The 25,124-nt window shown below is 37.5% G+C and carries 25 protein-coding genes and 1 other annotated feature; of the genes, 2 read left to right on the forward strand and 23 right to left on the reverse strand.

Features of this window, described 5'->3' with window-relative positions; all coding sequences use genetic code 11:
* Position 1: 1 nt before the first annotated feature.
* The 12 genes from hisS to BK574_RS13600 all read right to left on the reverse strand — a co-directional run bounded on the left by hisS (position 2) and on the right by BK574_RS13600 (position 12,981).
* Positions 2 to 1,279 (reverse strand): histidine--tRNA ligase, encoded by a 1,278-nt coding sequence (gene hisS / locus BK574_RS13555; RefSeq protein ID WP_078428973.1) that lies wholly within the window; start codon positions 1,277 to 1,279, stop codon positions 2 to 4.
* Positions 1,280 to 1,388: 109 nt separating this feature from the next.
* Positions 1,389 to 1,613: a binding site (T-box leader), on the reverse strand.
* Positions 1,614 to 1,670: 57 nt separating this feature from the next.
* Positions 1,671 to 1,835 (reverse strand): hypothetical protein, encoded by a 165-nt coding sequence (locus BK574_RS27890; protein ID WP_169917330.1) that lies wholly within the window; start codon positions 1,833 to 1,835, stop codon positions 1,671 to 1,673.
* 95 nt (positions 1,836 to 1,930) lie between these two features.
* On the reverse strand, positions 1,931 to 2,377 hold the full coding sequence (gene dtd, locus BK574_RS13560) for a D-aminoacyl-tRNA deacylase (protein ID WP_078428974.1): 447 nt from the start codon (positions 2,375 to 2,377) through the stop codon (positions 1,931 to 1,933).
* Positions 2,378 to 2,445: 68 nt separating this feature from the next.
* Positions 2,446 to 4,632, reverse strand: a complete 2,187-nt coding sequence (locus tag BK574_RS13565) for a RelA/SpoT family protein (RefSeq protein WP_078428975.1) — start codon at positions 4,630 to 4,632, stop codon at positions 2,446 to 2,448.
* 272 nt (positions 4,633 to 4,904) lie between these two features.
* The gene (locus BK574_RS13570; RefSeq protein ID WP_075389133.1) at positions 4,905 to 5,417 is read right to left on the reverse strand and encodes an adenine phosphoribosyltransferase; all 513 of its coding nucleotides are present in this window, start codon (positions 5,415 to 5,417) and stop codon (positions 4,905 to 4,907) included.
* 3 nt (positions 5,418 to 5,420) lie between these two features.
* Entirely contained in the window at positions 5,421 to 7,772 is a 2,352-nt protein-coding gene (gene recJ, locus BK574_RS13575) for a single-stranded-DNA-specific exonuclease RecJ (protein ID WP_078428976.1), read from the reverse strand.
* A gap of 87 nt (positions 7,773 to 7,859) precedes the next feature.
* Positions 7,860 to 8,192: a LapA family protein gene (locus BK574_RS13580; protein ID WP_078428977.1), complete on the reverse strand. Its 333-nt coding sequence runs from the start codon at positions 8,190 to 8,192 to the stop codon at positions 7,860 to 7,862.
* 14 nt (positions 8,193 to 8,206) lie between these two features.
* Positions 8,207 to 9,100: a cation diffusion facilitator family transporter gene (locus BK574_RS13585; protein ID WP_075389136.1), complete on the reverse strand. Its 894-nt coding sequence runs from the start codon at positions 9,098 to 9,100 to the stop codon at positions 8,207 to 8,209.
* A gap of 127 nt (positions 9,101 to 9,227) precedes the next feature.
* Positions 9,228 to 10,163: a protein translocase subunit SecF gene (gene secF / locus BK574_RS27895; RefSeq protein WP_139313948.1), complete on the reverse strand. Its 936-nt coding sequence runs from the start codon at positions 10,161 to 10,163 to the stop codon at positions 9,228 to 9,230.
* Positions 10,153 to 11,454 carry a protein translocase subunit SecD gene (gene secD / locus BK574_RS27900; RefSeq protein ID WP_142247966.1) on the reverse strand — a complete coding sequence of 434 codons (1,302 nt, stop codon included), beginning with the start codon at positions 11,452 to 11,454 and terminating at the stop codon, positions 10,153 to 10,155. Before secD ends, secF begins: the two co-directional genes overlap by 11 nt.
* 227 nt (positions 11,455 to 11,681) lie before the next feature.
* Positions 11,682 to 11,975: a post-transcriptional regulator gene (locus BK574_RS13595; protein WP_078430863.1), complete on the reverse strand. Its 294-nt coding sequence runs from the start codon at positions 11,973 to 11,975 to the stop codon at positions 11,682 to 11,684.
* Positions 11,976 to 12,144: 169 nt separating this feature from the next.
* Positions 12,145 to 12,981, reverse strand: a complete 837-nt coding sequence (locus BK574_RS13600) for a DUF368 domain-containing protein (protein WP_078428978.1) — start codon at positions 12,979 to 12,981, stop codon at positions 12,145 to 12,147.
* 222 nt (positions 12,982 to 13,203) lie between these two features.
* Here BK574_RS13600 and spoVB point away from each other — a divergent pair, with 222 nt between their 5' ends.
* Positions 13,204 to 14,772: a stage V sporulation protein B gene (gene spoVB, locus BK574_RS13605; RefSeq protein ID WP_078428979.1), complete on the forward strand. Its 1,569-nt coding sequence runs from the start codon at positions 13,204 to 13,206 to the stop codon at positions 14,770 to 14,772.
* 51 nt (positions 14,773 to 14,823) lie between these two features.
* Here spoVB and BK574_RS13610 read toward each other — a convergent pair whose 3' ends face one another.
* The 3 genes from BK574_RS13610 to BK574_RS13620 all read right to left on the reverse strand — a co-directional run bounded on the left by BK574_RS13610 (position 14,824) and on the right by BK574_RS13620 (position 17,334).
* A complete protein-coding gene (locus BK574_RS13610) occupies positions 14,824 to 15,108 on the reverse strand; it encodes a hypothetical protein (protein WP_078428980.1) in 285 nt (94 codons plus the stop codon).
* 129 nt (positions 15,109 to 15,237) lie between these two features.
* Positions 15,238 to 15,897, reverse strand: coding sequence for a DUF421 domain-containing protein (locus tag BK574_RS13615; RefSeq protein ID WP_075387607.1), 660 nt, complete (start codon positions 15,895 to 15,897; stop codon positions 15,238 to 15,240).
* Positions 15,898 to 16,044: 147 nt separating this feature from the next.
* The gene (locus tag BK574_RS13620) at positions 16,045 to 17,334 is read right to left on the reverse strand and encodes an ArsB/NhaD family transporter (protein WP_078428981.1); all 1,290 of its coding nucleotides are present in this window, start codon (positions 17,332 to 17,334) and stop codon (positions 16,045 to 16,047) included.
* Between the two features lie 171 nt (positions 17,335 to 17,505).
* On the opposite strand from BK574_RS13620, the gene BK574_RS13625 reads away from it, so the two are divergent.
* Positions 17,506 to 17,877 carry a TIGR04086 family membrane protein gene (locus BK574_RS13625; RefSeq protein WP_338020596.1) on the forward strand — a complete coding sequence of 124 codons (372 nt, stop codon included), beginning with the start codon at positions 17,506 to 17,508 and terminating at the stop codon, positions 17,875 to 17,877.
* Positions 17,878 to 18,054: 177 nt separating this feature from the next.
* On the opposite strand, the gene yajC is transcribed toward BK574_RS13625, so the two are convergent.
* The 8 genes from yajC to BK574_RS13665 form a co-directional block, all read right to left on the reverse strand.
* On the reverse strand, positions 18,055 to 18,318 hold the full coding sequence (yajC, locus tag BK574_RS13630) for a preprotein translocase subunit YajC (RefSeq protein ID WP_075387605.1): 264 nt from the start codon (positions 18,316 to 18,318) through the stop codon (positions 18,055 to 18,057).
* 40 nt (positions 18,319 to 18,358) lie between these two features.
* Positions 18,359 to 19,498: a tRNA guanosine(34) transglycosylase Tgt gene (tgt, locus tag BK574_RS13635; protein WP_075387604.1), complete on the reverse strand. Its 1,140-nt coding sequence runs from the start codon at positions 19,496 to 19,498 to the stop codon at positions 18,359 to 18,361.
* Positions 19,499 to 20,542 (reverse strand): tRNA preQ1(34) S-adenosylmethionine ribosyltransferase-isomerase QueA, encoded by a 1,044-nt coding sequence (gene queA, locus BK574_RS13640; protein WP_075387603.1) that lies wholly within the window; start codon positions 20,540 to 20,542, stop codon positions 19,499 to 19,501.
* A 78-nt stretch (positions 20,543 to 20,620) separates the two neighbouring features.
* Entirely contained in the window at positions 20,621 to 20,830 is a 210-nt protein-coding gene (locus tag BK574_RS13645) for a DUF2905 domain-containing protein (protein ID WP_075387620.1), read from the reverse strand.
* A 5-nt stretch (positions 20,831 to 20,835) separates the two neighbouring features.
* Positions 20,836 to 21,837, reverse strand: a complete 1,002-nt coding sequence (ruvB, locus tag BK574_RS13650) for a Holliday junction branch migration DNA helicase RuvB (protein ID WP_078428982.1) — start codon at positions 21,835 to 21,837, stop codon at positions 20,836 to 20,838.
* Positions 21,838 to 21,865: 28 nt separating this feature from the next.
* Positions 21,866 to 22,480 (reverse strand): Holliday junction branch migration protein RuvA, encoded by a 615-nt coding sequence (gene ruvA, locus BK574_RS13655; RefSeq protein ID WP_075387601.1) that lies wholly within the window; start codon positions 22,478 to 22,480, stop codon positions 21,866 to 21,868.
* A gap of 506 nt (positions 22,481 to 22,986) precedes the next feature.
* Positions 22,987 to 23,613: a BofC C-terminal domain-containing protein gene (locus tag BK574_RS13660; protein WP_238457573.1), complete on the reverse strand. Its 627-nt coding sequence runs from the start codon at positions 23,611 to 23,613 to the stop codon at positions 22,987 to 22,989.
* A 200-nt stretch (positions 23,614 to 23,813) separates the two neighbouring features.
* Positions 23,814 to 25,016 carry a YhcN/YlaJ family sporulation lipoprotein gene (locus BK574_RS13665; RefSeq protein WP_158211655.1) on the reverse strand — a complete coding sequence of 401 codons (1,203 nt, stop codon included), beginning with the start codon at positions 25,014 to 25,016 and terminating at the stop codon, positions 23,814 to 23,816.
* Positions 25,017 to 25,124 lie beyond the last annotated feature (108 nt).

Raw genomic sequence — 25,124 nt, forward strand, 5'->3', positions numbered from 1 at the left:
CTTACTCCTCCTTCAATGTATCTTGCATATATGTAATAAATTCATCAAGTGATACTTCTACTTGTTCGCCTGTGCTCATTTTCTTCACATTTATTTTATTTGCTACTAATTCGTCTTCTCCTATAACAGCTGTATACTTTGCTTCGAGTCGATCAGCAGCTTTAAATTGTGCCTTAACTTTTTTGTCTAAATAATCTTTTTCACAAGATAATCCAGCTCTGCGTAATTCAAATAAAAGACTAGCAGCTTTATCTTTCGCAGTGTCACCTAACGCAACAATGTAACAATCAATCGATTGTTCAATTGGAATAACAATATTGGTGGCTTTTAACGCCATAAGCAAACGTTCAATGCTAAGAGCAAAACCAATACCAGGAGTTTCTGGACCTCCAATATTTTCGACGAGACCGTTGTAACGTCCACCACCACATAAAGTGGTAATTGCACCGAAACCTTCACCTTCAATCATGATCTCAAATGCAGTATGGTTGTAATAATCTAAACCTCGAACTAATGTCTGATCCACTACATATGAAATTCCCATTGTATCCAAGTGTTGTTTCACTTTTTCAAAGTAAGAGACTGACTCTTCATTTAAATAATCTAGTATCGAAGGAGCCGTTGCCATTAATTCATGATCCCTATCTTTTTTACAGTCTAAAATTCGTAATGGGTTTTTCTCGAGTCTTTGCTGACAGTCTGAACAAAACTCATTTATTCTTGGTTTAAAATGGTTAATTAATGCCTCGCGGTGAGCAATTCGGCTTTCTGTGTCGCCAAGACTATTAATCACAAGCTTCAAGCCAGTTAGCCCTAATTCACGGTAGAATTCCATAGCAAGTGCCATGACTTCAGCATCAATCCCAGGGTCATTACTTCCTAACGCTTCAATCCCAAATTGCACAAATTGACGCATTCTTCCTGATTGTGGGCGCTCATAACGAAACATAGGTCCTATATAATACAACTTTGTCGGTTGCCCTGGATTTCCATATAACTTATTTTCAACAAACGCTCGTGTTACCGATGCCGTTCCTTCTGGCCGTAGGGTAAGACTACGATCGCCACGATCCGTAAACGTATACGTTTCTTTTTGAACGATATCTGTTGTGTCACCTACACCACGTTGAAAGAGTTCTGTATGTTCAAAAATCGGGGTTCTAATTTCTTTATAATTGTAGCGTCGGCAAATATCTTGTGCTTTTCTTTCAACAAATTGCCACAACTCAGAAGTTCCAGGCAAAATGTCTTGGGTTCCTCGTGGAATATGTATACTCATTATGATCCTCCTACAATAATCTCCATTCGAAAAAGGTTATCTTTTACGATCAACACCACTAATCATCTTATTGTACAATAAAAAACCCCCACCCCTGATTAATAAATCAATCAGGGACGAGAGTTATACCCGTGGTGCCACCCTTATTGAAGCCTAAGCTTCCACTTTTAGCAGTTAACGCCTTGCTTACGTTTTTTCCTACTAACAACAGTGTTTCAGAAAAAAACCTCCAGAGTGTTCATTCATTAAGATCCATGTAGAAATGCTCTCAGCCTCGACATTTCCTCTCTAAACATGTGCCACCTTAACTACTTTTCCCCATCAACGGTTATACGATCTTGCATTTGTTTTTTATCTTACGAATGTTTAATTAATATGTCAACTACTTGTTTCAATTTCGTCCAAGCTTCTTCTTTAATTGTTTCACTTCTCTTAAAGACAATCCGAATTCATCTGCTAATTCCATACTTGTGCTGCTATTTTCTTTCTCGACAAAATCATGAAAATTAACATGAAAAAGTTGGTGCTCATTTTTTCCGCTGCCTTCTTGCTTCATACTTGTGCGCATAGAATCTTCCTTCCCTAGTAGCATCAAGAACTAGCATAACCAAAAATCACCTAATTCTTTCAGTTAAGGGGGAAAAAACTATGTTAATTTTGTTTACTATCAAGGATTAATGTCACGGGACCATAATTAATGAGCTGTACATCCATCATCGCTCCAAAAATCCCAGTTTCAACTTGCACACCTTTTTGACGCAATTGTTCATTAAAGGTTTCGTATAACGGTTCAGCAATATCGGGTTTCGCTGCCCCCATAAAGTTGGGCCTGCGTCCTTTACGGCAGTCTCCATAAAGTGTGAATTGAGAAATTGATAAAATTTGCCCGCCGACATCTAATAACGAAAGGTTTAATTTATCTTCTTCATCTTCAAAAATACGGAGGTTAACAATTTTATCACTTAAATACTTTACATCTTCAATCGTATCTTCATGAGTAATTCCAACAAGAAGCATCAAGCCAGAATTAATTTTTCCGACAACCTCTTCATTCACTTTTACTGATGCTTCACTTACCCTTTGTAAAACAACTTTCATGTCCTACTCAAACTCCATTCTTTTTCCATTCGATACACTCTCAATCAGTCGAGAATGTAAGTTTAACCTTAATGCATAATTCTGCGTACAGAATAGATATGAGGCAATTGCTTAATTTTTTCTACTACTTTATGCAAATGATCGATATTCTGAATTAATATCGTCATATGAATCGTTGCAACCTTATTCCGGTGGTCGGAACGACCCGACACTGCATTTATTGTCGTTCTGGATTCAGTAACTGCGTGGAGCACTTGATTCAATAAGCCATTTCGGTCAAATCCAGTAATTTCGATATCGACGTGATAACTTTTATGTTCTAGATGACTCGCTTCCCATTCAACCTGCAATAAGCGTGTCTTCGCTTCTTCCGTTAACACATTTGGACAGTCTGTACGGTGAATTGAAACACCACGCCCTTTGGTGATATAACCAATAATGTCATCACCAGGAACAGGACTACAGCATTTTGATAACCTGATTAATAAATTATCTACACCTTTTACCGTAACACCTGTACTCGTCTTTTTCTTCGGTGCTAATGTTTGGATTTCTGCTACTGCTTGAGCAAGCGATTGCTCTTCTTGCTCTTGACCAGTATCTTTTCTAAATTTTTCAGCTAAACGGTTTACAATTTGCTTAGGACTCATGCCACCATAACCAACAGCGGCAAACATATCTTCTTCACCCGCAAAGCTAAACTTATGGGCCACTTCATCGAGATTTTCAGGCGTGATAACCTCTTTTGGATCTAAATCAAGGGCCTTCACTTCTTTTTCTATCACTTCTCTACCTTTAACTACATTTTCTTCTCGACGCTCTTTCTTAAACCACTGGCGTATTTTATTTTTGGCGTGAGAACTTTGTGTTATTTTAATCCAATCTTGACTAGGACCATACGAATGCTTCGAAGTCATAATTTCAATGATATCGCCTGTTTTAAGTTGATGATCTAGAGTTACCATCTTTCCATTCACTTTTGCCCCAATACAGCGATTGCCGATTTCAGAATGAATGCGATAAGCAAAATCTAATGGGACAGATCCCCTTGGAAGCTCGATGACATCTCCTTTTGGCGTGAAAACAAATACCATATCAGAAAACAAGTCGATTTTTAGTGATTCCATAAATTCTTGAGCATCGTGTGAATCATTTTGGAACTCAATAATTTCCCGGAACCATGTCAATTTGGTTTCCATTGATTCACCGTCATTAGAAACACTTTTACCTTCTTTATATGCCCAGTGAGCCGCGACCCCAAATTCCGCAATACGATGCATTTCTTCAGATCGGATTTGAACTTCTAGCGGATCACCCGTTGGGCCAAGAACAGTCGTATGAAGAGATTGATACATGTTTGCTTTTGGCATCGCAATATAATCTTTAAAACGACCAGGCATAGGCTTCCAGCACGTATGAATAACACCAAGAACTGCATAGCAATCTTTAATATTCTTTACGATGATCCGAACAGCTAATAAATCATAAATTTCATTAAACTGTTTATTTTGCAAGGCCATCTTTCGATAGATACTGTAAATATGCTTCGGTCTTCCAGAAATATCAGCCACAACATGAATATCGTTTAAGTTCGATCGAATTCTCTTAACAACCTCATCAATATATTGCTCTCTCTCTGCACGTTTCTTCTTCATTAGATTAACGATTCGATAGTATTGCTGAGGATCTAAATAACGAAGAGCTGTATCTTCTAATTCCCATTTAATTGTTGAAATCCCTAGACGATGAGCCAACGGAGCAAATATTTCCAATGTTTCATTTGAAATTCGGCGCTGTTTTTCTGGAGGCAGATGTTTCAGAGTTCGCATATTATGAAGACGGTCTGCAAGTTTAATTAAGATAACACGAATATCTTTCGCCATCGCCACAAACATTTTCCGATGGTTCTCTGCCTGTTGTTCTTCTTTGGACTTATACTTAATTTTCCCTAGTTTTGTGACTCCGTCAACGAGCATCGCTACTTCACTATTAAAAGCCTCTTTCAGCTCTTCAAGTGTCACATCTGTATCTTCTACCACATCGTGAAGAAACGCAGCTGCAATCGTATCTGGGTCCATTCCTAATTCAACAAGTATGCCCGCAACTTGAATCGGATGGTGAATATATGGTTCACCAGATTTTCGATACTGCTGACTATGTGCCTCTTCAGCATATGCATATGCTTTTTTTATAAACGCCATATCTTTTTCTGAGAGATAGCGCTCTGCTTTTTCAAATAATTGATCTATCGTCATGGAATCACCTTTTTATCCCTACATAATTGGTCCCATTTTTTCTATATTTCTTTATATTATCATTAAGTCGTCTCAATGTGTAAAGAATTATTACGAAAAATGTCGAACTCAATTCCTATTTTTGACGATTACACAAGGAATTAGCCGTTAGAAACGTTGATTTATCGACAAGACTAGAGAGAATCGCTTATCTTTCTTTCACTTCAAATTTTCTATAGATTATAAACTAAAGAGAAGATACTCTATTAATGAGTACCTTCTCTTTTTATGAATTAATATTGTGTTAATGTAAACACATCATAGTTCTTTAGTTTGTCTCTTCCATCTAAATACGTTAGTTCAATTAGAAAAGCAATTCCAACAACTTCTCCTCCTAATTGCTCCACCATATTTATAGTAGCTTCAATTGTTCCTCCAGTTGCCAGAAGGTCATCTGCGATGACGACACGTTGTCCTTTTTGAATTGAATCTTTATGGATCGTTAAACTATCTTTTCCATATTCTAAACCATAGTCAACAGAAATAACTTCACGGGGAAGCTTTCCTTTTTTTCGTACAGGGACAAAGCCTTTCTCTAAGGCAAATGCAATCGGACAACCAACCACGAAACCTCGTGCTTCTGGTCCAACAATAACGTCTGCATTTTTTTTGTTTGCGTAATTTGATAGTTCTTCAATTGCTTTTTTATATACTTCTCCATCTTGCATTAATGTTGTAATGTCTTTAAAACGAATTCCTTCTTTTGGATAATCTTCTACGATCGTAATATACTTTTTGAAATCCATCTGTTATACCGACTCCTTAACTTTTCTTGCCTGTTCTATCACTTGATCGAACCAGAGCTTCAATTCGTAATAAGACGAATATAGAAACTGTTGCTCTAGCTTTGACTGTTCTGTCATTCGTTGATACGTTTCAGATTCGTCGAGTCCTTTTTTTGAAGGGGTAGGATGCAGGCTAATAATACCATTGTTTATTGTAACAAAATCTAATTCAAAAAACACCTTTGTCATAAAATCGACTGTGTTTTTGGACCAGCCTTTATGTGTCGCTAATTGTTGGCCGTACTTTTTAATATCAAATGCACCTTTTTTCGTTAGAAATGCATAATACCATTTAAAATGTTCTCTTTTCGGAAGCGTGGTGAAAAAATTCGAATCTTCTTGATAAAAAACAGAATAAATTCGCTCGGGAGTTCCTTCTTTCATTGAAAGTAATTCTTGTAATTGCTTAACGGAATTCGGTAAATCCAATAAAATAATATATTTACCCTCTAAATCGACAAGATCAAAAGAATGAACACATATTTCATCTTTTATCGTTTCTAATCCTAGCTTGTCCACTGTAGAACGTTGAAATGCAATTAATGTCCGTTTTTGTAATGGTAAGGATTGAATATTATCGAGTAGTTTCTTTGCATTTCGCCAGTCAAACAATTGCCATTCATTCACTTGAATATCCTCAAGAAAAATTTGTGGCTTACAATGACCGTTCCATTCATTCACCGAAATTGTACCTACAGCTGAAATTTTCGCTGCTTGGTTAATTTCGGGATGAAGGTAACCAAGTTGAAAGCCAATTCCATCTAATGTCGTTCCTTCGTGTTCAAAAAGGACCTTTAAATGATTTTCATCTGTTCCTATTCGACGAATTTGTGCGATGTTTACCTCTTCAATCATGACCTTAGGTACAGGATTACTTACACCGTATGGAGCGAGTTCTTCTAATTGATTAATAACGTCTAACGAAATTTCATCTAAAGTGGCTACGAGATCAACGTTTGTTATTGGTATAAAATCTTCTTCTGTCAGTAGTCGATCCGCTTGAGAATTTAATCTATTTCTTAACTCCTCGACATGTTCAATTTGCATAGTGAGACCTGCAGCCATTGGATGGCCACCAAAATGCGGTAAGATATCTCTACTTTCTGAGAGATTTACAAACATATCAAATCCTTCAATACTTCTAGCTGAGCCTTTGGCAACTCCTTTTTCTCGATCAAGACTCAGAACGATTGTTGGCCGATAAAATTTTTCAACTAACCTTGAAGCTACGATCCCAATAACTCCAGGATTCCAACCTTCTTTTCCAACGATCAATACTCGGTTATCCGATGGTGGAAATTGCGTTTCTACTTGGGCAATCGCTTCTTTAGCCATTTCATCGACAATTGCTTTTCTTTCTTTATTTAACTGGTCTATTTCTTCGGCAATTTCTTTACCCACCATTTCATCATCGGTCGTTAATAACTCAACAGCTGGATCCGCTGAGTCTAGACGTCCTGCAGCATTAATTCGAGGTCCAATAGCAAACCCAACATGTTCGGCATTGACAGTCTGACCATCAATCCCAGCGATTTTCTTAATCGCTCTTAACCCTGGTTTTGTTGTTCGCTGTAAGGCTTCAATTCCTTTTTTCGCAAGAAGACGATTTTCATCAACTAAAGGTACAAGGTCAGCAATTGTTCCGATCGCGACAATATCTAATAAATGAGAGGGTACTTCTTCAAGTAATGCATGCGCTAATTTAAATGCAACCCCAACTCCTGCTAATCCTTTAAATGGATAGGTACATCCAGGTTTTTTAGGATTTACAATCGCATAAGCATCTGGTAAATGAGGAGGAGCCTCATGATGATCGGTAATAATTAAGTCAATCCCAATTTCTTTAGCAACCTCAGCTTCATGAACAGCTGATATTCCTGTATCGACGGTAACGATTAAATCATACCCGTCTACCTTTGCTTGGCGAAATGCAGCCTCATTTGGGCCATACCCTTCAGTAAACCGGTTCGGTATATAATAGTTAAAGTTTGCTCCTAGTTCTTTCATTAAGTAGATCATTACGGATGTGCTACTTACTCCATCTGCATCATAGTCCCCGTAAATTAAGATTTTTTCGTTTTTTACAATGGCTTCCTTAATTCGATCAACCGCTTCTTTCATACCATCTAATAAGAATGGATCATAAAACGATACTTCTTCTTTATATAAAAAACGTGTGGCAGCTTGAACAGTATCAATTCCTCGAAGAACGAGGAGCTTTGCAACAATTGGTGATAAATTTAACTCTTCCATTAATAGATTTACTTTATCTTGTTCTAGCTGTGCTAACTTCCATCGTTTATTTGATTTAAGCATAAAAAACACCCCTTGACCTACTTATTATACAAGAGGGGTCATAGAGGGGCAATGAATAAGAATATGGTAGTTTTCTTTTTATTACTACTACTTTTCCTTTCCTTGTGATGGCTTGGAGGTTTCTTTCTTTTCATTCTTTTCCAGTAATTCTTTATCTTTTGTTACTGTTGATCTGTCTTTCTGTGATTTCTCTTGTTTTAGACGTTTAATTTCCTGTTGTAACTGATAAACTCTGACCATACCTACTGCGCCAACTATAATTCCGCCCATTAATACCGAACCAATAATGACTAAAATCAACGGCCATTCCGCCGTGCCGAATAAATAATTGACCCGCACAGCATCTACGTTGATAACCGCAAAGATAGCAATAACAAGAGCAGCTATAATGCCTAAAATTAATCCCCATTGCCCTCGCACCTACGGACACCTCCTCACTTTTTTTCATATGGGTTAATATGTACCAATACATCGTGAACATGGTCGATTTCAATGAGCTTCCTCTTTACAGCTTTGCCGATCGCATGCCCGTCTTTCACCGATATTTCAGGGTTAACGGCAATCTTTAAATCAATGATAACATAGTGACCGTGTTCTCTTGCTAGAAATTCATCAACATTTAATACGCCTTCGACCGATGCAACTGCCTCTTTCATCTCAACAGTATCTTCATCATGAAGGACATGATCTAGTGTATTATGAATCGATTGACTCCCTAACTTCCATGCCATCTTTACAATTAATATTGAAACAAATAACCCTGCCACCGGGTCGCCATATACGAGCCATGGAATACCAATTGCCCCTCCTAATATAGACCCACCAATCCCAAGCAAAGCTGCAATTGAAGAAAAAACGTCAGAACGGTGATGCCACGCATCTGTCATTAACGCTTCACTTCTATACTTTTTACCCAAATGATACTTATATCGAAACATGATTTCCTTCACAATGATCGAAAAAATAACAGCATATATAGCTATCACCTTTGGAACAACTACCGGCTCAAAAAAAGCCTTAAAGGCATCAATAGCAATTTCAACCCCTACAAGCAAAAGAAGTACTGCCACAATAATGGCCGCAATCGATTCTGCTTTTCCATGTCCGTATGGGTGGTCGCGGTCAGGGGGCATTTTAGCAGCCCTAACCCCAATCAATACTGCGACAGAACCTACGACATCAGAAGCAGAGTGAACAGCATCTGCAATTAAAGCACGGCTGTTTGCGATAAAACCGATAACACCTTTAAGAACGGCTAACACGATATTGCCGATAATTCCAACCCATGCGCCCATCTTAACCTTTTGATAGCGAATATCTTCATCCATACTTTCACCTTCTCCTATATCGTATTAGCATCCAATAATACTTAGAACTTCCTAGTGATTGCAAAAAATGCACATAAGTAAATTATACCAACAAAAAGGCCATGGTATGCACCATGACCTTATGTATTTAAACTTCATCTGCTTTCGGCTGACTTTTGAATTTTTTTCGTTCTAGTTGTTTAGTTTTCCATACAAGCCATAACTGGGCCGCTAAGAAAATTGAAGAGTAAGTTCCTGCGACTAATCCAACAACTAAAGCAAATGCAAAGGAACGAATGGCTTCACCACCAAATATAAAAATAGCAGCAGCTGCTAAAACAACCGTCATTACTGTATTGATTGATCTCGCTAACGTTTGCGTTAAACTGACATTCACGATATGCGCGAGATCATCGTATGATTTTATACGTTTCGCATTTTTCATGTTTTCACGAATTCGGTCAAAGGTAACGATCGTATCATTGATGGAATAACCGACTATTGTTAGGACTGCCGCAATAAATGGAACGTTAACTTCGAACTGTACGACACTAAATACCGCGATAATAAAGAATGCATCATGAAATAGCGCAACAACAGCCGCGACACCATATAACCATTCGAAACGGATCGCAACGTAAATAACAATTCCAATCGATGCAATAAATACTGAGATTAAAGCATTTCGTGCCAATTCTTCACCAACCATTGGCGAAACGGTACTTACATTTGGTTCTGCTCCATACTTTTCGTTGAAAAATATTTGAATTTCAGCAATTTCATTGGCGTCAAGTACCCCGATGAAACGTGCATGAACGAGATCATTTTGCTCTCCAGCCATCGTAATATCATCAGGTGTATATCCCTCTCCAATACTAGCAAAATCAGCAAGAATTTGTTCTGGTGTTACTGTTTCATTTGTGGACACTTCAACTCTTGAGCCACTTTCAAAATCAATTCCAAGGTTAAGACCAACTGTTGAAAGTAAGATTACCCCGATGAGAGCCGCGACCAAAGAAAAGATGAAAAACTTCTTACGGTGCTTTACAAAGTCAATCGTTCGGTCATGGAAATTAAAGCTCACTAATCTCACTCTCCTTTACACCAAAGAAACGAGGCTTTTTATTAAAAATGCGGCTATTAACCCATAGTCCTAATAATAATCTAGAACCATAGACTGCTGTAATGAAACTCGTTAAAATGCTGACAATTAACATGATCGCAAACCCTTGAACAGAGCTTGTACCATAATAGAAAAGAACACTCGCCGCTAAGATTGTTGTAATATTCGCATCTAAAATCGTTGATAGTGAACGTCGGCTTCCAGCTTTAAATGCAGACATTATGGACTTACCTGAACGTATTTCTTCTTTTATCCGTTCATAGGTGATAATATTGGCATCTACCGCCATTCCGACACCGAGAATAAGGGCAGCAATTCCTGGTAACGTTAACACCGCATTCATCCAGTTAAATATCACTAATACAAGGAAAATGTATACCGATAATGTAATAACTGCAATTGTCCCCATAAAACGGTAAAAAATTAACATATATAGGAAAATAAGCGCAACCCCAATAAATCCAGCAAAAATTGTATTTTTCATCGCCTGTTCACCGAGCGAAGCACCGACAGAATTAGAATAAATCTCTTCTAGCTGAACAGGAAGTGCTCCAGCATTTAATACTTCAGCTAAAAATGTCGCTTCTTCAATTGTAAAGCTTCCTTGGATAACGACATTTGTTGTATTTAATACTTGTCTTACTGTTGGTGCTGATAAAAATTTTGGTGCTTCTTTTTGCGCTTCCTCAAAAAAGCTATCTCCCTCTTCATAATCTAGCCAAATGACTAAAAGGTTTTCACCTTGAGGCATTCGATCTAGGATTTCACGCGTTACATCACCAAAGAGATTCGCATCTTTAAGTGTAACTGCAACTTCGGGTTGATTCGCTTCATTAAATGTTACTCTTGCGCCACCTTCTTGAAGATCGGCTCCATCGAGTTTAACGACATCATCGACATCACGGAACGTTAACTGAGCCTCAGTAGCAAGTAAATCTCTTGCGGTTTGCTGGTCTTCTACACCAGCTAGCTGAACCCGAACTCGGTCCTCTCCTTCAATCGTTATGTATGGTTCAGAGACGCCTAAAACGTTAACCCGTTGATTTAGGGCACTTACTGTTGCGTTTAGCGCTTCTTCATTAATAATATCTCCTTCATTAGCAGGTTTTACTTGATACAGGATTTCAAACCCACCTTGAAGATCCAAACCTAACTTAATTTCCTTTGCAATTCCCGTAATGGTCGTACTTATTAAACCACCAAGAATAATTACAATGAGAAAAAAAGCAAAAATACGACCTTTTTTCACCATAGTACGAATTTCCTCCTTAACTAATACAACGTCCATAAATAAGCAATAGTTCAATTATAGCGATGAAACTTTTTCCATGTCAATTTACTACTATGATAACGTTCAATCCGCAGCAAAAATACGACCGATTAACCGAGACTGTGAAATTTTTTTACCTTTTCCCAACGATATTCACAATTTGAGCTACGAAAGAGCTTTCCTTCAAAATACTCCTCTATTTAGAACGTTTAGTTATTCTCGCCAACGATTCCTTCTATTACTCCTTCATTAGCAAACCAGTCCGTAGCGTTATAATTTTCAACTGTTAACCAATTCATATACTCTGGGGCACGTAACGTTAAGATTACATTAACAAACTCATGCAAATGGATATAGTTCTTCTTTTTCCGTAACTTGTAAATCACACTATTCCATATATGTTCAAGCGTTGCTTGGTGATAATCTAACATATGAAATTCTTCGACTTTACTTTGTAGAGCTGGTAATACATCCTCTTTCCAAACATCAAATTGTTGTATCATTTTATCCAACACTCCTTCCCCTTTCTTTCCATTATAAACCTTTTCCAAGTTAAAAAACTATTAGTATTAGAAAAACAAGATTACTCTCGAAGGATGACGATAGTCCATATCATTCTTTATCTTTTTATTCCTCTTAGAAATAAAAACTCTAGAAAAAAAACCGCCCATTTTAGGACGGTTTTTCATTTTGACTAAGTTCCATTCTTCCAAAGAATGTAGCTACAAAGAAACCTACGATAAACGTTAGGATACTTAAAACAAGTAATACGATATTATTTTCAATTCCAGGAAAAATAACAACGACAGAGCCTATGACCATACCAATAATAAATGCATACGTTAAGACAGGAATTGTTTTAAGTAAAAAGCGAATGATTTTGCTACTTACGATTAATCCGACGCCTACTCCAGCGCCTACAAGTAATATAACCGCAAAGTTTAATTCCGCTACGGCATGAATGACAGAATGATAAACACCGATTAGTAACAGAACAAACGACCCACTAATCCCAGGTAGTAACATCGCCATACTTGCAATCCATCCTGAGAAAAAGAACACTGCTCCTGTAGATACTGTTACCGTTTCAATTAGAACTTGACTTTCTCTTTCTACAAAAAAGGCTGTTGAAGCAATCGCAATACCCGATATCAGTAAAACGATATAATGTATTGCACTAAATGAATTCTTGTAATCTATTTTATTAAACAAGTAAGGAATGATTCCACCAATTAAACCAAGAAAAAAGAAGTACGTCGGCTGCGGATAATATTCAAGTAACCATTTTATGAGATGACTCAAAAGAAAAATAGCTAGTACTGCGCCGATGGCTAACGGAACTATAAAGCCAAGCTGTTCTTTCCATTTTCGACTAAAAAAACCACTAATGGCTGTAATCAAACGATCATATATCCCTAAGATAACAGCTATTGTTCCGCCACTTACTCCTGGAACGAGATCAGATAATCCTATCATCATACCGCGAAATACATTTTTCCACTCAAACATACTGAAGCCCCTTTAACAAAAAAGATATTATTCAATGTTATGTAAAGCTTGTTCTCTTTATGATGCAATCTAAATCAAAAGTCATCTTCTCACTTTCTAACCTCGATGTCAATTTATTTTTACCCTTTATTTTCGTATAACAACTTGTCATGCTTGACCACCTTCCTTGCATATAAATTAGTGAAGACATAGATCAATATTAGGAAAGTAGGGGCTCTTGCCATGTCAAAACAAACCTTTATACAAGGTACCGTTATTTTAATATTAGCTGGACTTATTACTCGAATATTGGGATTTATAAATAAGATCGTTGTCGCTAGAATTATGGGAGCTGAAGGAGTCGGCCTATATAGTATGGCCGTACCGACACTTTTACTTGTTATTACGATTACCCAATTAGGGTTACCTGTGGCCATATCGAAGCTAGTTGCAGAAGCAGAAGCGAAAAAAGATCGTAAAAAAATAAAGAGAATTCTTGTCGTTTCTTTAGCTTCAACAGGTTTATTAAGTGGGGTTTTTACAGTAGCGATGATTGCTTTTGCTCCTATCATTGCTAAAACATTATTAACAGATGAACGGGCCTATCTCCCGTTAATTGCTATTGCACCGATTGTTCCAATTGTTGCGTTGTCTAGTGTTTTAAGAGGCTACTTTCAAGGTCGGCAAAATATGCGCCCGACCGCCTACTCTCAAGTAATTGAACAAGTTGTTCGGATTACACTCGTAGCCGTTATGACTAGTGCCTTTTTACCGTATGGAGTCGAATATGCAGCTGCAGGAGCCATGATCTCAGTTGTAATCGGAGAACTCGCATCCCTTATTTTCATGCTTTTCATGTTTAAAATGAAAAAAAGAATGCGTATTCGCAAAGGTTTTTTAAATTACTTACGTGAAGGAAAAATGACATTTAAAGAACTAATGAGCATTGCATTACCTACAACAGGGAGTAGACTTATCGGGTCCATTGCCTTTTTCTTTGAACCAATTGTTGTTGCTCAAAGCTTAGCAATTGCTGGGGTAGCGACCGTCGTTGCCACAAAGCAATACGGTGAACTTGCTGGGTTTGTTATCCCACTACTCTTACTTCCAACTTTTATTACTTATTCTTTATCTGTTTCACTTGTACCTGCGATCAGTGAAGCTGCAGCACAAAAACAATATCGGTTAATTAATCACCGCTTAGATCAAGCATTAAGGCTCGCCCTCATTTCAGGTGGGATATCGGTTGTTATTCTTTATATATTTGCAGAACCTATTATGTCATTAATGTACAATGCTCCAACCACTGCTGTATATCTTCAGATTATGGCGCCATTTAGTATATTTCTCTATTTTCAAGGGCCTTTGCAAGCTACTCTTCAAGCGTTAAATTTAGCAAAAGCAGCGATGATGAATAGTTTGTTTGGCGCCGTCATTAAAACAGCTGCCATTTTCGCACTTGCCACTCGTCCTGAACTGGGGATTATGGGAGCAGCATTAGCGATTGTCATCGGAATGGTACTAGTTACAATGTTACACTTTGCTTCTGTTGTAAAAACGATTAGCTTTACATTACATGTAAGAGAAGTTGGAAAAGCAATCATCTCCATGGTAGCTACTGCCTTCATTGGTTTTCTATTATATGAACATGCATTCTTATCAATGGGACTATTTGGGAAAACCATACTTTCCATTAGCATCGTTGGGATATTTTACGGTATCCTTTTAATTGTATTCGGTCTAATTAAAAAAGACGAAGTCATTCGTATTCCAGTAATCGGTAAGTGGGTAGCCCCATTTACTAAAGCATAACAACAAGTGCCAGGCACCTTAACTCATTGTTAAAGGTACCTGGCACTTATTTTACCACCAGAATATGGCGCTGCCTAAAATAAATCCACCAATCGCTGCTAGTGCGACCGGAACGATTCCATATCCGAAGCCATGCCCATATCTATATGGATAATAGCCACCACCGTAATAACCATAACTAAATCCACCTAATGAAGTCGAGCGTTGTCTTGTTTCAATATAAACATATTGATGATCGACATTAACAATGCGGCCATAGAATTGACGGCCACCTTTATCATAAATGGTTACAACTTTCCCGCGATGGTCACAACATAGTTGATAATAATTTGTCATTTTTAGCCTCCTCTCTGTCATTACTGCATCCTATTACAGAAAGAAGCCTAATGCTTGTACGAATGTACTAAAATGAAGGAATACTTTTATTTATTAAAACTCCCACCTAACTCGTAAGTGGGAGTACCATTATTTTTCATCTTTTAAATCTATAAAGAAAGTATCATCATCGTGTAAAGCACAATAGGAGATTTTTTTTACATCCCGATACCCGAGTTTTCGCAATTGTTGTCTTAACCATAATGGAGTTTTTTCAATTTGTTCGAGATGATCTTCATTCACTTTTCCATCTAATATTAGCGGAAGTGGTAATCTCGATTGCCGATTGTTGGGCTGATCTTTGTCTTTTTCAATAACAGATAATTTACCAGACGGTTCAAGAATTGCAAACTCAACATCAGAAAGTTTACTGACTTTATTCTGTCTCAGTTGAGTTAATAAATCATCGAAATTATAGCGTTGTTTTCGCATTTCTCCTTCATCTATTTTCCCTTGATTTATGAGAACCGATGGCTTTCCATCTACAAGTTTCCGAAGTTTTTCACTTTTTAATGAAATGAAGGCAAATATGATTTGAATTAATGAAAGGACGACGATTGGAACGATCGTGTTTAACATAGGTACACGAATATTTTCTATAGAAATAACCGCCAACTCAGCAATCATGATGGAAACAACAAAATCTAGGACTGATAACTGACCAATTTCTCGTTTTCCCATAAAACGGAGAACAAAGAGAATGATGAAATAGATAAAAATCGTCCTTAAAACAATTGTTGAATAGTCCATGTGATCGCGCCTCCTTCCAGCTCATTCCTTTATAAGTAAATCAGTCTCTATAATAGCGAACTTTTCGTAAGTAATCTTACTTGTAGTTTTCGCATGAGACCATGAGAAAATGAGATGAAGCTTTTGGCAACAAGTCCATGAAAATTATTAATAAAAATGAATTAAATATCGAAAATAAATATAGATGGTGGATATTATAAAAGAAACAAGCGCGACAGGGGCTCCTACTTTCAAAAATTCAAGATAGCTAAAAGATTGTTTCGCTTTTACAGCAAGACCTGCAACGATAACATTTGCCGTTGCTCCAATTAATGTAGCATTTCCACCTAAACATGCGCCTAACGCAAGCGCCCACCATAGCGGATCCAAATTAGTCATTCCATAGCTTTGAAATTCAAGAATAACTGGTATCATTGCAGCAACAAAGGGAATATTATCTACAAACCCAGACAAAATACCTGATCCCCACAAAATATAAAGTGCTGTTTTTGGTAAATCCCCTTCCGTATAATAAATAATGGATTTCGCAATTTCATCAATTAAACCAACTTCTTTAATTCCACCAACAAGCATAAATAGTCCAATAAAAAAGAACAATGTAACCCATTCAACTGACTTAAATACCTCTTCAACATCTTGCTGCTCATAAGTTAATAACATTAACAGAAGAGCTCCACCCATTGCGATACTTGTGATATCGACATTCAACAGCGGTTGAATAATAAACCCTAGTGTAGTGAGTGTAAGTACGGACAAAGATTTCATTAAAAGTACTTTGTCTTTTAAATACTCTTTAGGATTTACTTTCGTTAATTTCAACTGATCTTCTTTTGAAACCTGTAAGGCGCTTCGATAATAATAAACGAGACCAAACATAACTACAATAAAAATGATTAAGACAACGGGTCCTAAATGGATTAGAAAATCATTAAACGTTAAATGCTCAACAGCTTGACCAATCATTAAGTTTGGTGGGTCACCAATTAATGTAGCAGTACCCCCAATATTTGAAGCCAATATAATTGATAACAAATACGGAACAGCATTTAATTTAAGAAGCTTCGTTAACGTTAAAATAATGGGAACAACTAGTAAGACCATGGTTACATTATTAAGAAAAGCAGATCCTATCGCAGTTAGTAACGAAATTAAAATAAGGAGTGGAATTGGTCTTCCACTTACGTACTTTGCCACATGTAGCGCAATATATTCAAAAAAACCACTCTGACTCGTTATTGATACTAATATCATCATCGCTAAAAGTAACGAGATCGTATGCCAATCGATATGGTGTAGGAATGCCGCATCTAAATCAAGGATGCCAACGAACAGCATCCCAACTCCCCCGAGACATGCCACTAGTGCCCGATTTATTTTTTCACTGATGATAAATATGTAGCTAATAATAAATATGATAAAGGCTAAGGTCACTTCCATGCTGACATTCCTCTCCCTCTTATTTCTACCATCCTATGTTAGGGATGTCCCATTCATGTTAATTTTTCAAGGAACAAATCTCTCGAATTTTAAAAAAGTTTATTCTACGTTAGGCCAAGCCTGAATAAGCTGTAATAACCTATAAAATGAGAATCGAGAGGAGAGGTTTCGTTGGTATATCGTGGAATGTTTGGATCAATGCTTTATGGTTTAGTAAGTATTTTAGTCATTGCAGTAGCGTTTAGTTTTGTTATTTCTTTAATACTATCGTTAAGTTCATTAACAGAAGCATCCTTTACTTGGTTTATTATGATTATTTCTTTTGTAGCGCTATTCATTGGCGGTTTAATATCAGGAGTTAAAGCTAAAGAGAGGGGATGGATTGTAGGAGCTGGTACTGCACTTTTATTTACAGCAATCACGTTTTTTATACAGTACTTAGGGTACAATTCTGGATTTACAATGGAGCAATACTTATATCATGGTGGTTATTTAGTGGCTTCAGTTTTCGGAGGAATTATCGGCGTAAATTTAGGAAAATAAAAGTATAAGACATGCTGTCCCATTTAGTGCCTTCTTCCATTGGACAGCTTTTCTTATACATAATAGTCCTTAAATAGCACGAAAAAAGAGGCTGACTCTTTAGTAGGGACAACCCAATACACGGATTTGTGTATTAATGGTTGCAACACTAAAAAGAGTGAGCCTCTTTTATGTACATCAATCAGGGTTTACTACTTCACGAACTGCATTACGGTCAAATGTAAGTTTACGATTATCATTTACAAGAACAACGACGATATCTTCATCGATGGCATCAATGACACCGTGTAACCCACCAATCGTGACAATTTTATCACCTTTTTGTAGATTTGAATGCATCTCACGAATTGCTTTCTGACGTTTTTGCTGTGGACGAATTAGTAAGAACCAGAAGATTGCAAACATCAATAGCAATGGTAAAATAGTGCCTAACATTTCCATATTCATTTCCCCCCTTTATAAAATATACTTTTTTTACAAATTAAAAGTTTTTCGCATTTGGCTTATTGAAACCATATTGCTCAAAAAACTCCTCTTTGAAATCAAGAAGACGGTCATCCCGAATAGCTTGTCTCACTTGTTCCATTAATTTTAACAAGAAATAGAGATTATGATAAGAGGTAAGTCGAAATCCGAACGTTTCTTCACATTTTACCAGGTGACGAATATACGCACGACTGTAATTTTGACAAACATGACAATCACAGTTTTCATCTAATGGTCTAAAGTCTCGAGCGTACTTTGCATTACGAACAACAAGACGTCCTGTGCTTGTCATACATGTTCCATTTCTAGCTATACGTGTCGGTAACACACAGTCAAACATGTCGATCCCTCTTATTGCTCCATCAATTAAAGCGTCTGGTGACCCTACTCCCATTAAATATCTTGGCTTATTCGTTGGTAAAAGCGGTGTCGTAAACTCTAACACACGATTCATAACATCCTTTGGTTCACCTACAGATAAACCACCAATAGCATACCCTGGAAAATCTAATGAAACGAGATCGGCTGCACTTTGTTTACGCAGCTCTTCATACTCTCCACCTTGAACAATTCCAAATAAAGCTTGATCTCCAGGGCGTTGATGAGCTTTTAAACATCGCTCTGCCCAGCGGCTCGTCCGTTCTACAGAACTTTTCATATAATCATATTCAGCAGGATACGGGGGACATTCATCGAACGCCATCATAATATCTGGTCCTAATGCGTTTTGAATTTCCATCGCACCCTCAGGACTCAAGAATAGCTTTTCGCCACTTAAATGATTACGGAAATGAACTCCCTCTTCTACTATCTTACGCAAATCACTTAAGCTAAAGACCTGAAATCCACCAGAGTCTGTTAAAATAGGTCGATCCCAATTCATAAACTTATGTAAACCACCTGCTTCTTTTATTATATCATGACCTGGTCTTAACCACAGATGGTATGTATTACTTAAGATGATTTGAGCGTTGATTTCCTTTAATTCTCCAGGACTCATCGTTTTAACTGTTGCTAACGTACCTACGGGCATAAAGATGGGTGTTTCTATAACGCCATGTGGGGTGTGAACTTTACCTAGACGTGCCCCAGACTGTTTACAAGTTTTTATTAATTCATATGTTACGGCAGCCACTTAACGTTGCCCCCCTTCTCTAATAAACATTGCATCCCCGAAACTAAAGAAACGATAGTGATTTCGGACAGCATGTTCATATGCTGAAAGTATATTTTCTTTACCTGCTAACGCTGATACAAGCATAACTAAAGTTGATTTAGGTAAATGAAAGTTTGTAATTAATGAGTCAATTCCTCGGAAAGTATATCCTGGGTAAATAAAAATATCGGTCCAACCCGACGCTGGTTGAAACTTTCCATCATGTTGAGTTGCAATGGTCTCTAACGTTCGTGCTGAGGTCGTACCTACTGCAATAATCTTACCGTCTCGATCTTTAACCTTGTTAAGAAGCGTAGCAGTTCCTTCAGTCATTTGATAAAACTCTGCATGCATTGAATGCTCTTCAATTTTATCTACACTAACAGGACGAAACGTGCCTAAGCCAACATGTAGTGTAATAAAAGCGATATGTACACCTTTTTGACGCAGTTTATCTAATAAATCATCTGTAAAGTGAAGACCAGCAGTTGGAGCAGCGGCAGACCCGCGATGTTTAGCAAATACGGTTTGATAGCGATCTTGGTCAGTAAGTTGCTCTTTGATATATGGTGGAAGTGGCATTTCGCCTAGAGCATCTAATATCTCATGAAATATACCTTCATAAATAAATTCAATAATCCTACCACCATGTTCGAGGCTCTCTTTACAAATTCCCCGAAGTTTTCCATCTCCAAAAAGAAGAGTCGTACCTTCCTTCACTTTTTTTCCAGGTTTCACTAATGTCTCCCACGTATCTCCTTCTAGTTGTTTCAGCAGAAGTAATTCCACTTTAGCACCAGTATCTTCCTTAACCCCATATAAGCGAGCAGGTAAAACCCTCGTATCATTTAATACGAGACAATCGCCTTCATTGAAATAATCAACAATATCATAGAAGTGGTCATCTTTTATATTGCCTGTTTCTTTGTCTAATACAAGTAATTTAGAAGCTGTACGATCTAACAAAGGAGTTTGAGCGATTAGTTCTTCTGGTAAGTAAAAATCAAAGTCGTTTACATTCATTCCAACCGTTCCTTTTCAAAATATCAAATGTCAATCTTTATTAGCATACATAAACGAAAACTCAAACACAAGTACAACCTAACGAAAACGACCGATTATAAATAAAATCAGTGAAATAACTACACTTAACACTATCGAGGTTACAATTGGAAAGTAAAATGTTGTATTTTCTTTTTTAATTAAAATATCTCCTGGTAACTTTCCTAAAGGTATAATCCTTCCACCTACTTGCCACAAGACCCCAATTACAACTAAAATAATACCAATTGTGATTAATAGCTTAGGCATATTGCTCAAGCTTCTGGCACCTCCAAATGAAAATGGTCATAAACTAAGGGCGTTACTACCCGCCCACGCGGTGTCCTTTGTAAAAAACCAATTTGAAGTAAGTAGGGTTCATATACTTCCTCAATCGTATCAGGTTCTTCACCGATAGTTGCAGCAATCGTATCAATACCAACAGGACCACCACGAAATTTTTCAATAATCCCCATTAATAATTTATGATCAATATGATCTAATCCTAAACGGTCTACTTGAAGTCGTTCTAACGCATGATGAGCTATAGGTGCCGTAATTTGTCCATCTCCTTGTACTTGGGCAAAATCTCGCACTCGTCTTAATAAACGATTGGCAATCCTCGGTGTCCCCCGTGACCTTCTCGCAATCTCTAATGCCGCATCTTCACCAACCTCTACTTCTAAAATATCTGACGTTCTTAGGACAATTTGTGCCAGTTCTTTTTCATTGTAGTATTCGAGTCTTGACAACACTCCAAAACGATCTCGTAAAGGGGCCGTTAATAATCCCGCTCGTGTTGTAGCCCCCACTAGTGTAAACGGTGGTAAATCAAGACGAACAGACCTAGCTGTTGAACCTTTTCCAATGACGATATCGATACAAAAGTCTTCCATCGCTGGATACAATACTTCTTCAACAACACGGTTTAAACGGTGAATTTCATCAATAAAAAGTACATCTCCAGGTTCAAGTGCTGTTAGAACAGCAGCTAAATCGCCTGGTCGTTCAATTGCAGGTCCCGAAGTGGTTCTCATTTGAACGCCCATTTCATTTGCGATAATGGCGGAAAGTGTTGTTTTTCCAAGTCCTGGAGGTCCATATAATAGCACATGATCTAGACACTCTTGTCGCATTTTGGCTGCTTCTATAAAAACTTTTAAATTTTCTTTAACTTTCTCCTGTCCGATATACTGAGAAAATTGTTGCGGACGGAGAGTGCCCTCAATCATGTCTTCTTCAATCTGCGCTTTTGCAGAAATAATACGTTCTTCCACGATTTTTTCCTCCTGTCCGTTTTATCTATTAGAGCTTCAACATGAGTTGTAATGCCATTTTAATATATTGATCCGTTGTCGTCTGTTCTTTTGCTAACTGTGGAACAATTTTATTGATTTCTCGATCAACATAGCCAAGTGCCTTTAACGCTTCAACAGCTTCCTCGAGCTCTTTGGATAAGTTGTTTTTACTAGCTTTATTAAAAACTTCCGAAATATCTTGTTGGAATAAATTCGGGGCAAATTCATCTAATTTACCTTTTAAGTCCAATATAATTTGTCGAGCCGTTTTTTTACCGACACCCGGAAATTTCACTAGAAATTTTTCATCCTCTTCTTCAATTGCATTAACCAATTGTTCTGGCTGACCAGAAGCTAATATCGCCAATGCTCCTTTTGGCCCAATACCTGAAACATTTAATAACTTTTCAAATAAATGTCTCTCTTTTCTTGTTTTAAATCCATATAAACGGATCAAATCTTCTCGCACATGTTGATATGTATAAATTTTACATTCATCGTTTAACTCTTTTTGAAAAATGTAAGGATTGGGGCAATGGATTTGATAGCCTATTCCACTAACTTCAATAACTATATATTGAACATCAATAAATTCTACTTTTCCATGTATAAAATCAAACAAAAAACTCTCTCCTTCTAACTAAATTAATACTTATACTGTTTCTCCAAAAATAATGAAAACCGCTGTTTTACCTTTATTTTCACCCTTTAAAGAATTTATTTTTCTTATAGTATAAAAACGAACATGTATTTCTATTTTATCATATCTGTTTCCTTTCATATAGTACACGAATATTTAAACGAGCACCTATAAAGTAAAGTTATAAGTCACTTATTAGTACACAGGATATGTCGACAAAAATAACTAAAGTGAAACTTCCATCAGTGAGGGGTTTTCCTCTTCCCCCTACTGATGGTTAGTTGAGGCCCACACGATGTGGGTCACACAGACGTTGCCACAGGAACTGGCGCATATAGTCTGTGTTCATTTAGTACTGACAGTTTATCCCCAACTTATCCTTCTTTGATTCTTCGAAGACTTTAAGTGGGGGTATTACTGCCAGTTGTTGCGGGATAAATTTTACCGCGTACAACCGCAAAAAAGACGTGAAGATTTCACGCCTTTACTTACATTTCAGTTATAGCATACTTTTTAAATGTTTTTAAAACTTCTTGATAATTTTCACGAGACATAACAGGAATGCCATTTTTTAGTTCACTTTCATGGTGACTTTTTAATTTCTTCGTATTAATTTGAAAAAAAGATTGAATAATTCTTTTTTCATCTGGTTTTCCTTCATAAATATTTAACACACCTTCATCAGAAATCCCAAAATAACCATTAATCTTAAGTAAAGGTGATATATCATCAATCTCTTGAATAAAATGAACCTCTTGTTCATTTTGATCGATTAGTAACCAGTCATCGTAAAATGCCCAAAAATCTTCCATGGACCAAATTGTCTCTTCAACAATTTCTTCGCTTATCTCACCATCTAAATAAACTCGTTCTAATTTAACTTGAATTGTTTTAGGACCAACTTCATTATTTTGATTAGTCTTTATTACAGAAACAGTTGATTTAGAGGCATGAGCCAAATATGATTTTTCATTTTCACTCTGAAAGCCGAGAAGCAAAATACCACTTAATGAAAACAGGACAGCTACAACCATATGTTTTTTTGTAATTTTCTTGATGATTTGACCGCCCTTCATATAACCACCACCATATAAAAAAATAAAAGCATTATTCATTTTCTATCATGGCCATGAATAAATGCTTTTATCCGGTCTTGATAAATGAATCCTAATTTGCTTGACTTTTAGTATCAAATATTTAGCTATTTCTCCTTATTATACTAATAATTTGAATATAAATATTTGATTTTGTTTATGCTATAAAACGAAAAGCATATGTATTTGAACAGGAGATATTATCTCCTGTTCAAGTAATACTAGTTACGTGTACGTTCAAATGGTCGACCAGCTGCACGCCCTAAGTCTCTAACCATTTCTGTAAAAGTAGCTCCTATTTCATCAAAAGCTGCTCCTCCACGTAAACGGTCATCCATTGTACGTACTCGTGTTACTTGATCTCTGTCTGTTACAACATGAACGTTCTTACCACGAACCATGTTTTCAATGTTATTTTCAACCTTTTCTTCTAATTTAGCTTGGTTTGCACCTTGTTTAGTTGGTTCAACAGCAACTACAACTTCGTCATCATGCATAACTACTCGACAATTACGAATACCATCCATGTTTTCAACAGTACGCTCTATTTGTTGCACTGTTTGTCCATCATAGTTGCTGTGATAATTAGCAGTAGTTTGACCTTTCATTGTACGGTTTTGACCACGTAATACCCCACGTTGGTCTACCATACCTTCACGATTTCCACCAGTTATGCCAGTTTCACCACCACGTGTACCCGCTTGACCATCAATGCCAGTTCCACGTGTACCTGCTCTTCCTTGAATACCAACTCCACCTTGTTGACCATCATCTAATGTTCCATGTGGAACAGCAGTTCCTGCCCCAGTCATTCCTGTTCTACCAGCCATTCCTCGTTCAGAAAAACCTGCTCCACCGATACCAGTACCTCTTAAGCCAGCACCACGATCATTAACCCCCAATTGACCACCACGAATGCCACGGCCTTGACGTTGTTCAACACCATATCCAGTAATTCCTTGACGGCCAGTACGATGGTTTGGTGTAAACATATCTGTAATAGGCCCTTCGCCTGTCCATCTCGCACCTGTTACACCACGTCCGCCTGTACCAGCGGCACCTTGACCAGTTACCCCTGCTCCGCGGTTGCCAACACCAAACCAGCCACCACCAGCTCCGGCTCCACCGCCTGCTCCAGCTCCTTGACCAAATAAGCCACCACCAGCTCCAGCTTGACCTTGTGCACCTGCTCCACGGCCTTGTCCAAATACTCCACCTTCAGCACCAACAGCGCCATGAGCACCAGTGCCAGCTGCACCTACTCCTGTTCCAGCACCCTGTCTAGTGCCATCCATTGTATATCCAATCTCTCGGTTAGCCGCTCCTGCGCCACCCATGTCTCTTGCTTGATTATCGACACCACAACCAGCTAAACCACCTATAATCATTGTTGCTGCAGTAATTGTAATCGCGAATTTTCGCATTTGATAACCTCCTTTCACCATTTATAGTGGCATTTTAAGATCCTTTTTAGTCTGTTAATATGTAGGAAAAGAAGTAAAAACAAGGGGAGATTTTAAATCCATTTAAAT

The sequence above is a fragment of the Alkalihalobacterium alkalinitrilicum genome, assembly GCF_002019605.1.
Lineage (GTDB): Bacteria > Bacillota > Bacilli > Bacillales > Bacillaceae_F > Alkalihalobacterium > Alkalihalobacterium alkalinitrilicum.

Coding starts and splice junctions, on each gene's coding strand:
- BK574_RS13645 (WP_075387620.1), bottom strand. CDS start 20,830: ATGCCTAAGCTATTAATCACAATTGGTATTATTTTAGTTGTAATTGGG.
- queA (WP_075387603.1), bottom strand. CDS start 20,542: ATGAATGTAAACGACTTTGATTTTTACTTACCAGAAGAACTAATCGCT.
- hisS (WP_078428973.1), bottom strand. CDS start 1,279: ATGAGTATACATATTCCACGAGGAACCCAAGACATTTTGCCTGGAACT.
- spoVB (WP_078428979.1), top strand. CDS start 13,204: ATGTCAAAACAAACCTTTATACAAGGTACCGTTATTTTAATATTAGCT.
- BK574_RS13565 (WP_078428975.1), bottom strand. CDS start 4,632: ATGACGATAGATCAATTATTTGAAAAAGCAGAGCGCTATCTCTCAGAA.
- BK574_RS13665 (WP_158211655.1), bottom strand. CDS start 25,016: ATGCGAAAATTCGCGATTACAATTACTGCAGCAACAATGATTATAGGT.
- BK574_RS13585 (WP_075389136.1), bottom strand. CDS start 9,100: ATGGATGAAGATATTCGCTATCAAAAGGTTAAGATGGGCGCATGGGTT.
- BK574_RS27890 (WP_169917330.1), bottom strand. CDS start 1,835: ATGAAGCAAGAAGGCAGCGGAAAAAATGAGCACCAACTTTTTCATGTT.
- dtd (WP_078428974.1), bottom strand. CDS start 2,377: ATGAAAGTTGTTTTACAAAGGGTAAGTGAAGCATCAGTAAAAGTGAAT.
- BK574_RS13600 (WP_078428978.1), bottom strand. CDS start 12,981: ATGTTTGAGTGGAAAAATGTATTTCGCGGTATGATGATAGGATTATCT.
- BK574_RS13595 (WP_078430863.1), bottom strand. CDS start 11,975: ATGATACAACAATTTGATGTTTGGAAAGAGGATGTATTACCAGCTCTA.
- BK574_RS13660 (WP_238457573.1), bottom strand. CDS start 23,613: ATGAATAATGCTTTTATTTTTTTATATGGTGGTGGTTATATGAAGGGC.
- BK574_RS13615 (WP_075387607.1), bottom strand. CDS start 15,897: ATGGACTATTCAACAATTGTTTTAAGGACGATTTTTATCTATTTCATC.
- yajC (WP_075387605.1), bottom strand. CDS start 18,318: ATGGAAATGTTAGGCACTATTTTACCATTGCTATTGATGTTTGCAATC.
- recJ (WP_078428976.1), bottom strand. CDS start 7,772: ATGCTTAAATCAAATAAACGATGGAAGTTAGCACAGCTAGAACAAGAT.
- BK574_RS13620 (WP_078428981.1), bottom strand. CDS start 17,334: ATGGAAGTGACCTTAGCCTTTATCATATTTATTATTAGCTACATATTT.
- secD (WP_142247966.1), bottom strand. CDS start 11,454: ATGGTGAAAAAAGGTCGTATTTTTGCTTTTTTTCTCATTGTAATTATT.
- BK574_RS13570 (WP_075389133.1), bottom strand. CDS start 5,417: ATGGATTTCAAAAAGTATATTACGATCGTAGAAGATTATCCAAAAGAA.
- BK574_RS13610 (WP_078428980.1), bottom strand. CDS start 15,108: ATGACAAATTATTATCAACTATGTTGTGACCATCGCGGGAAAGTTGTA.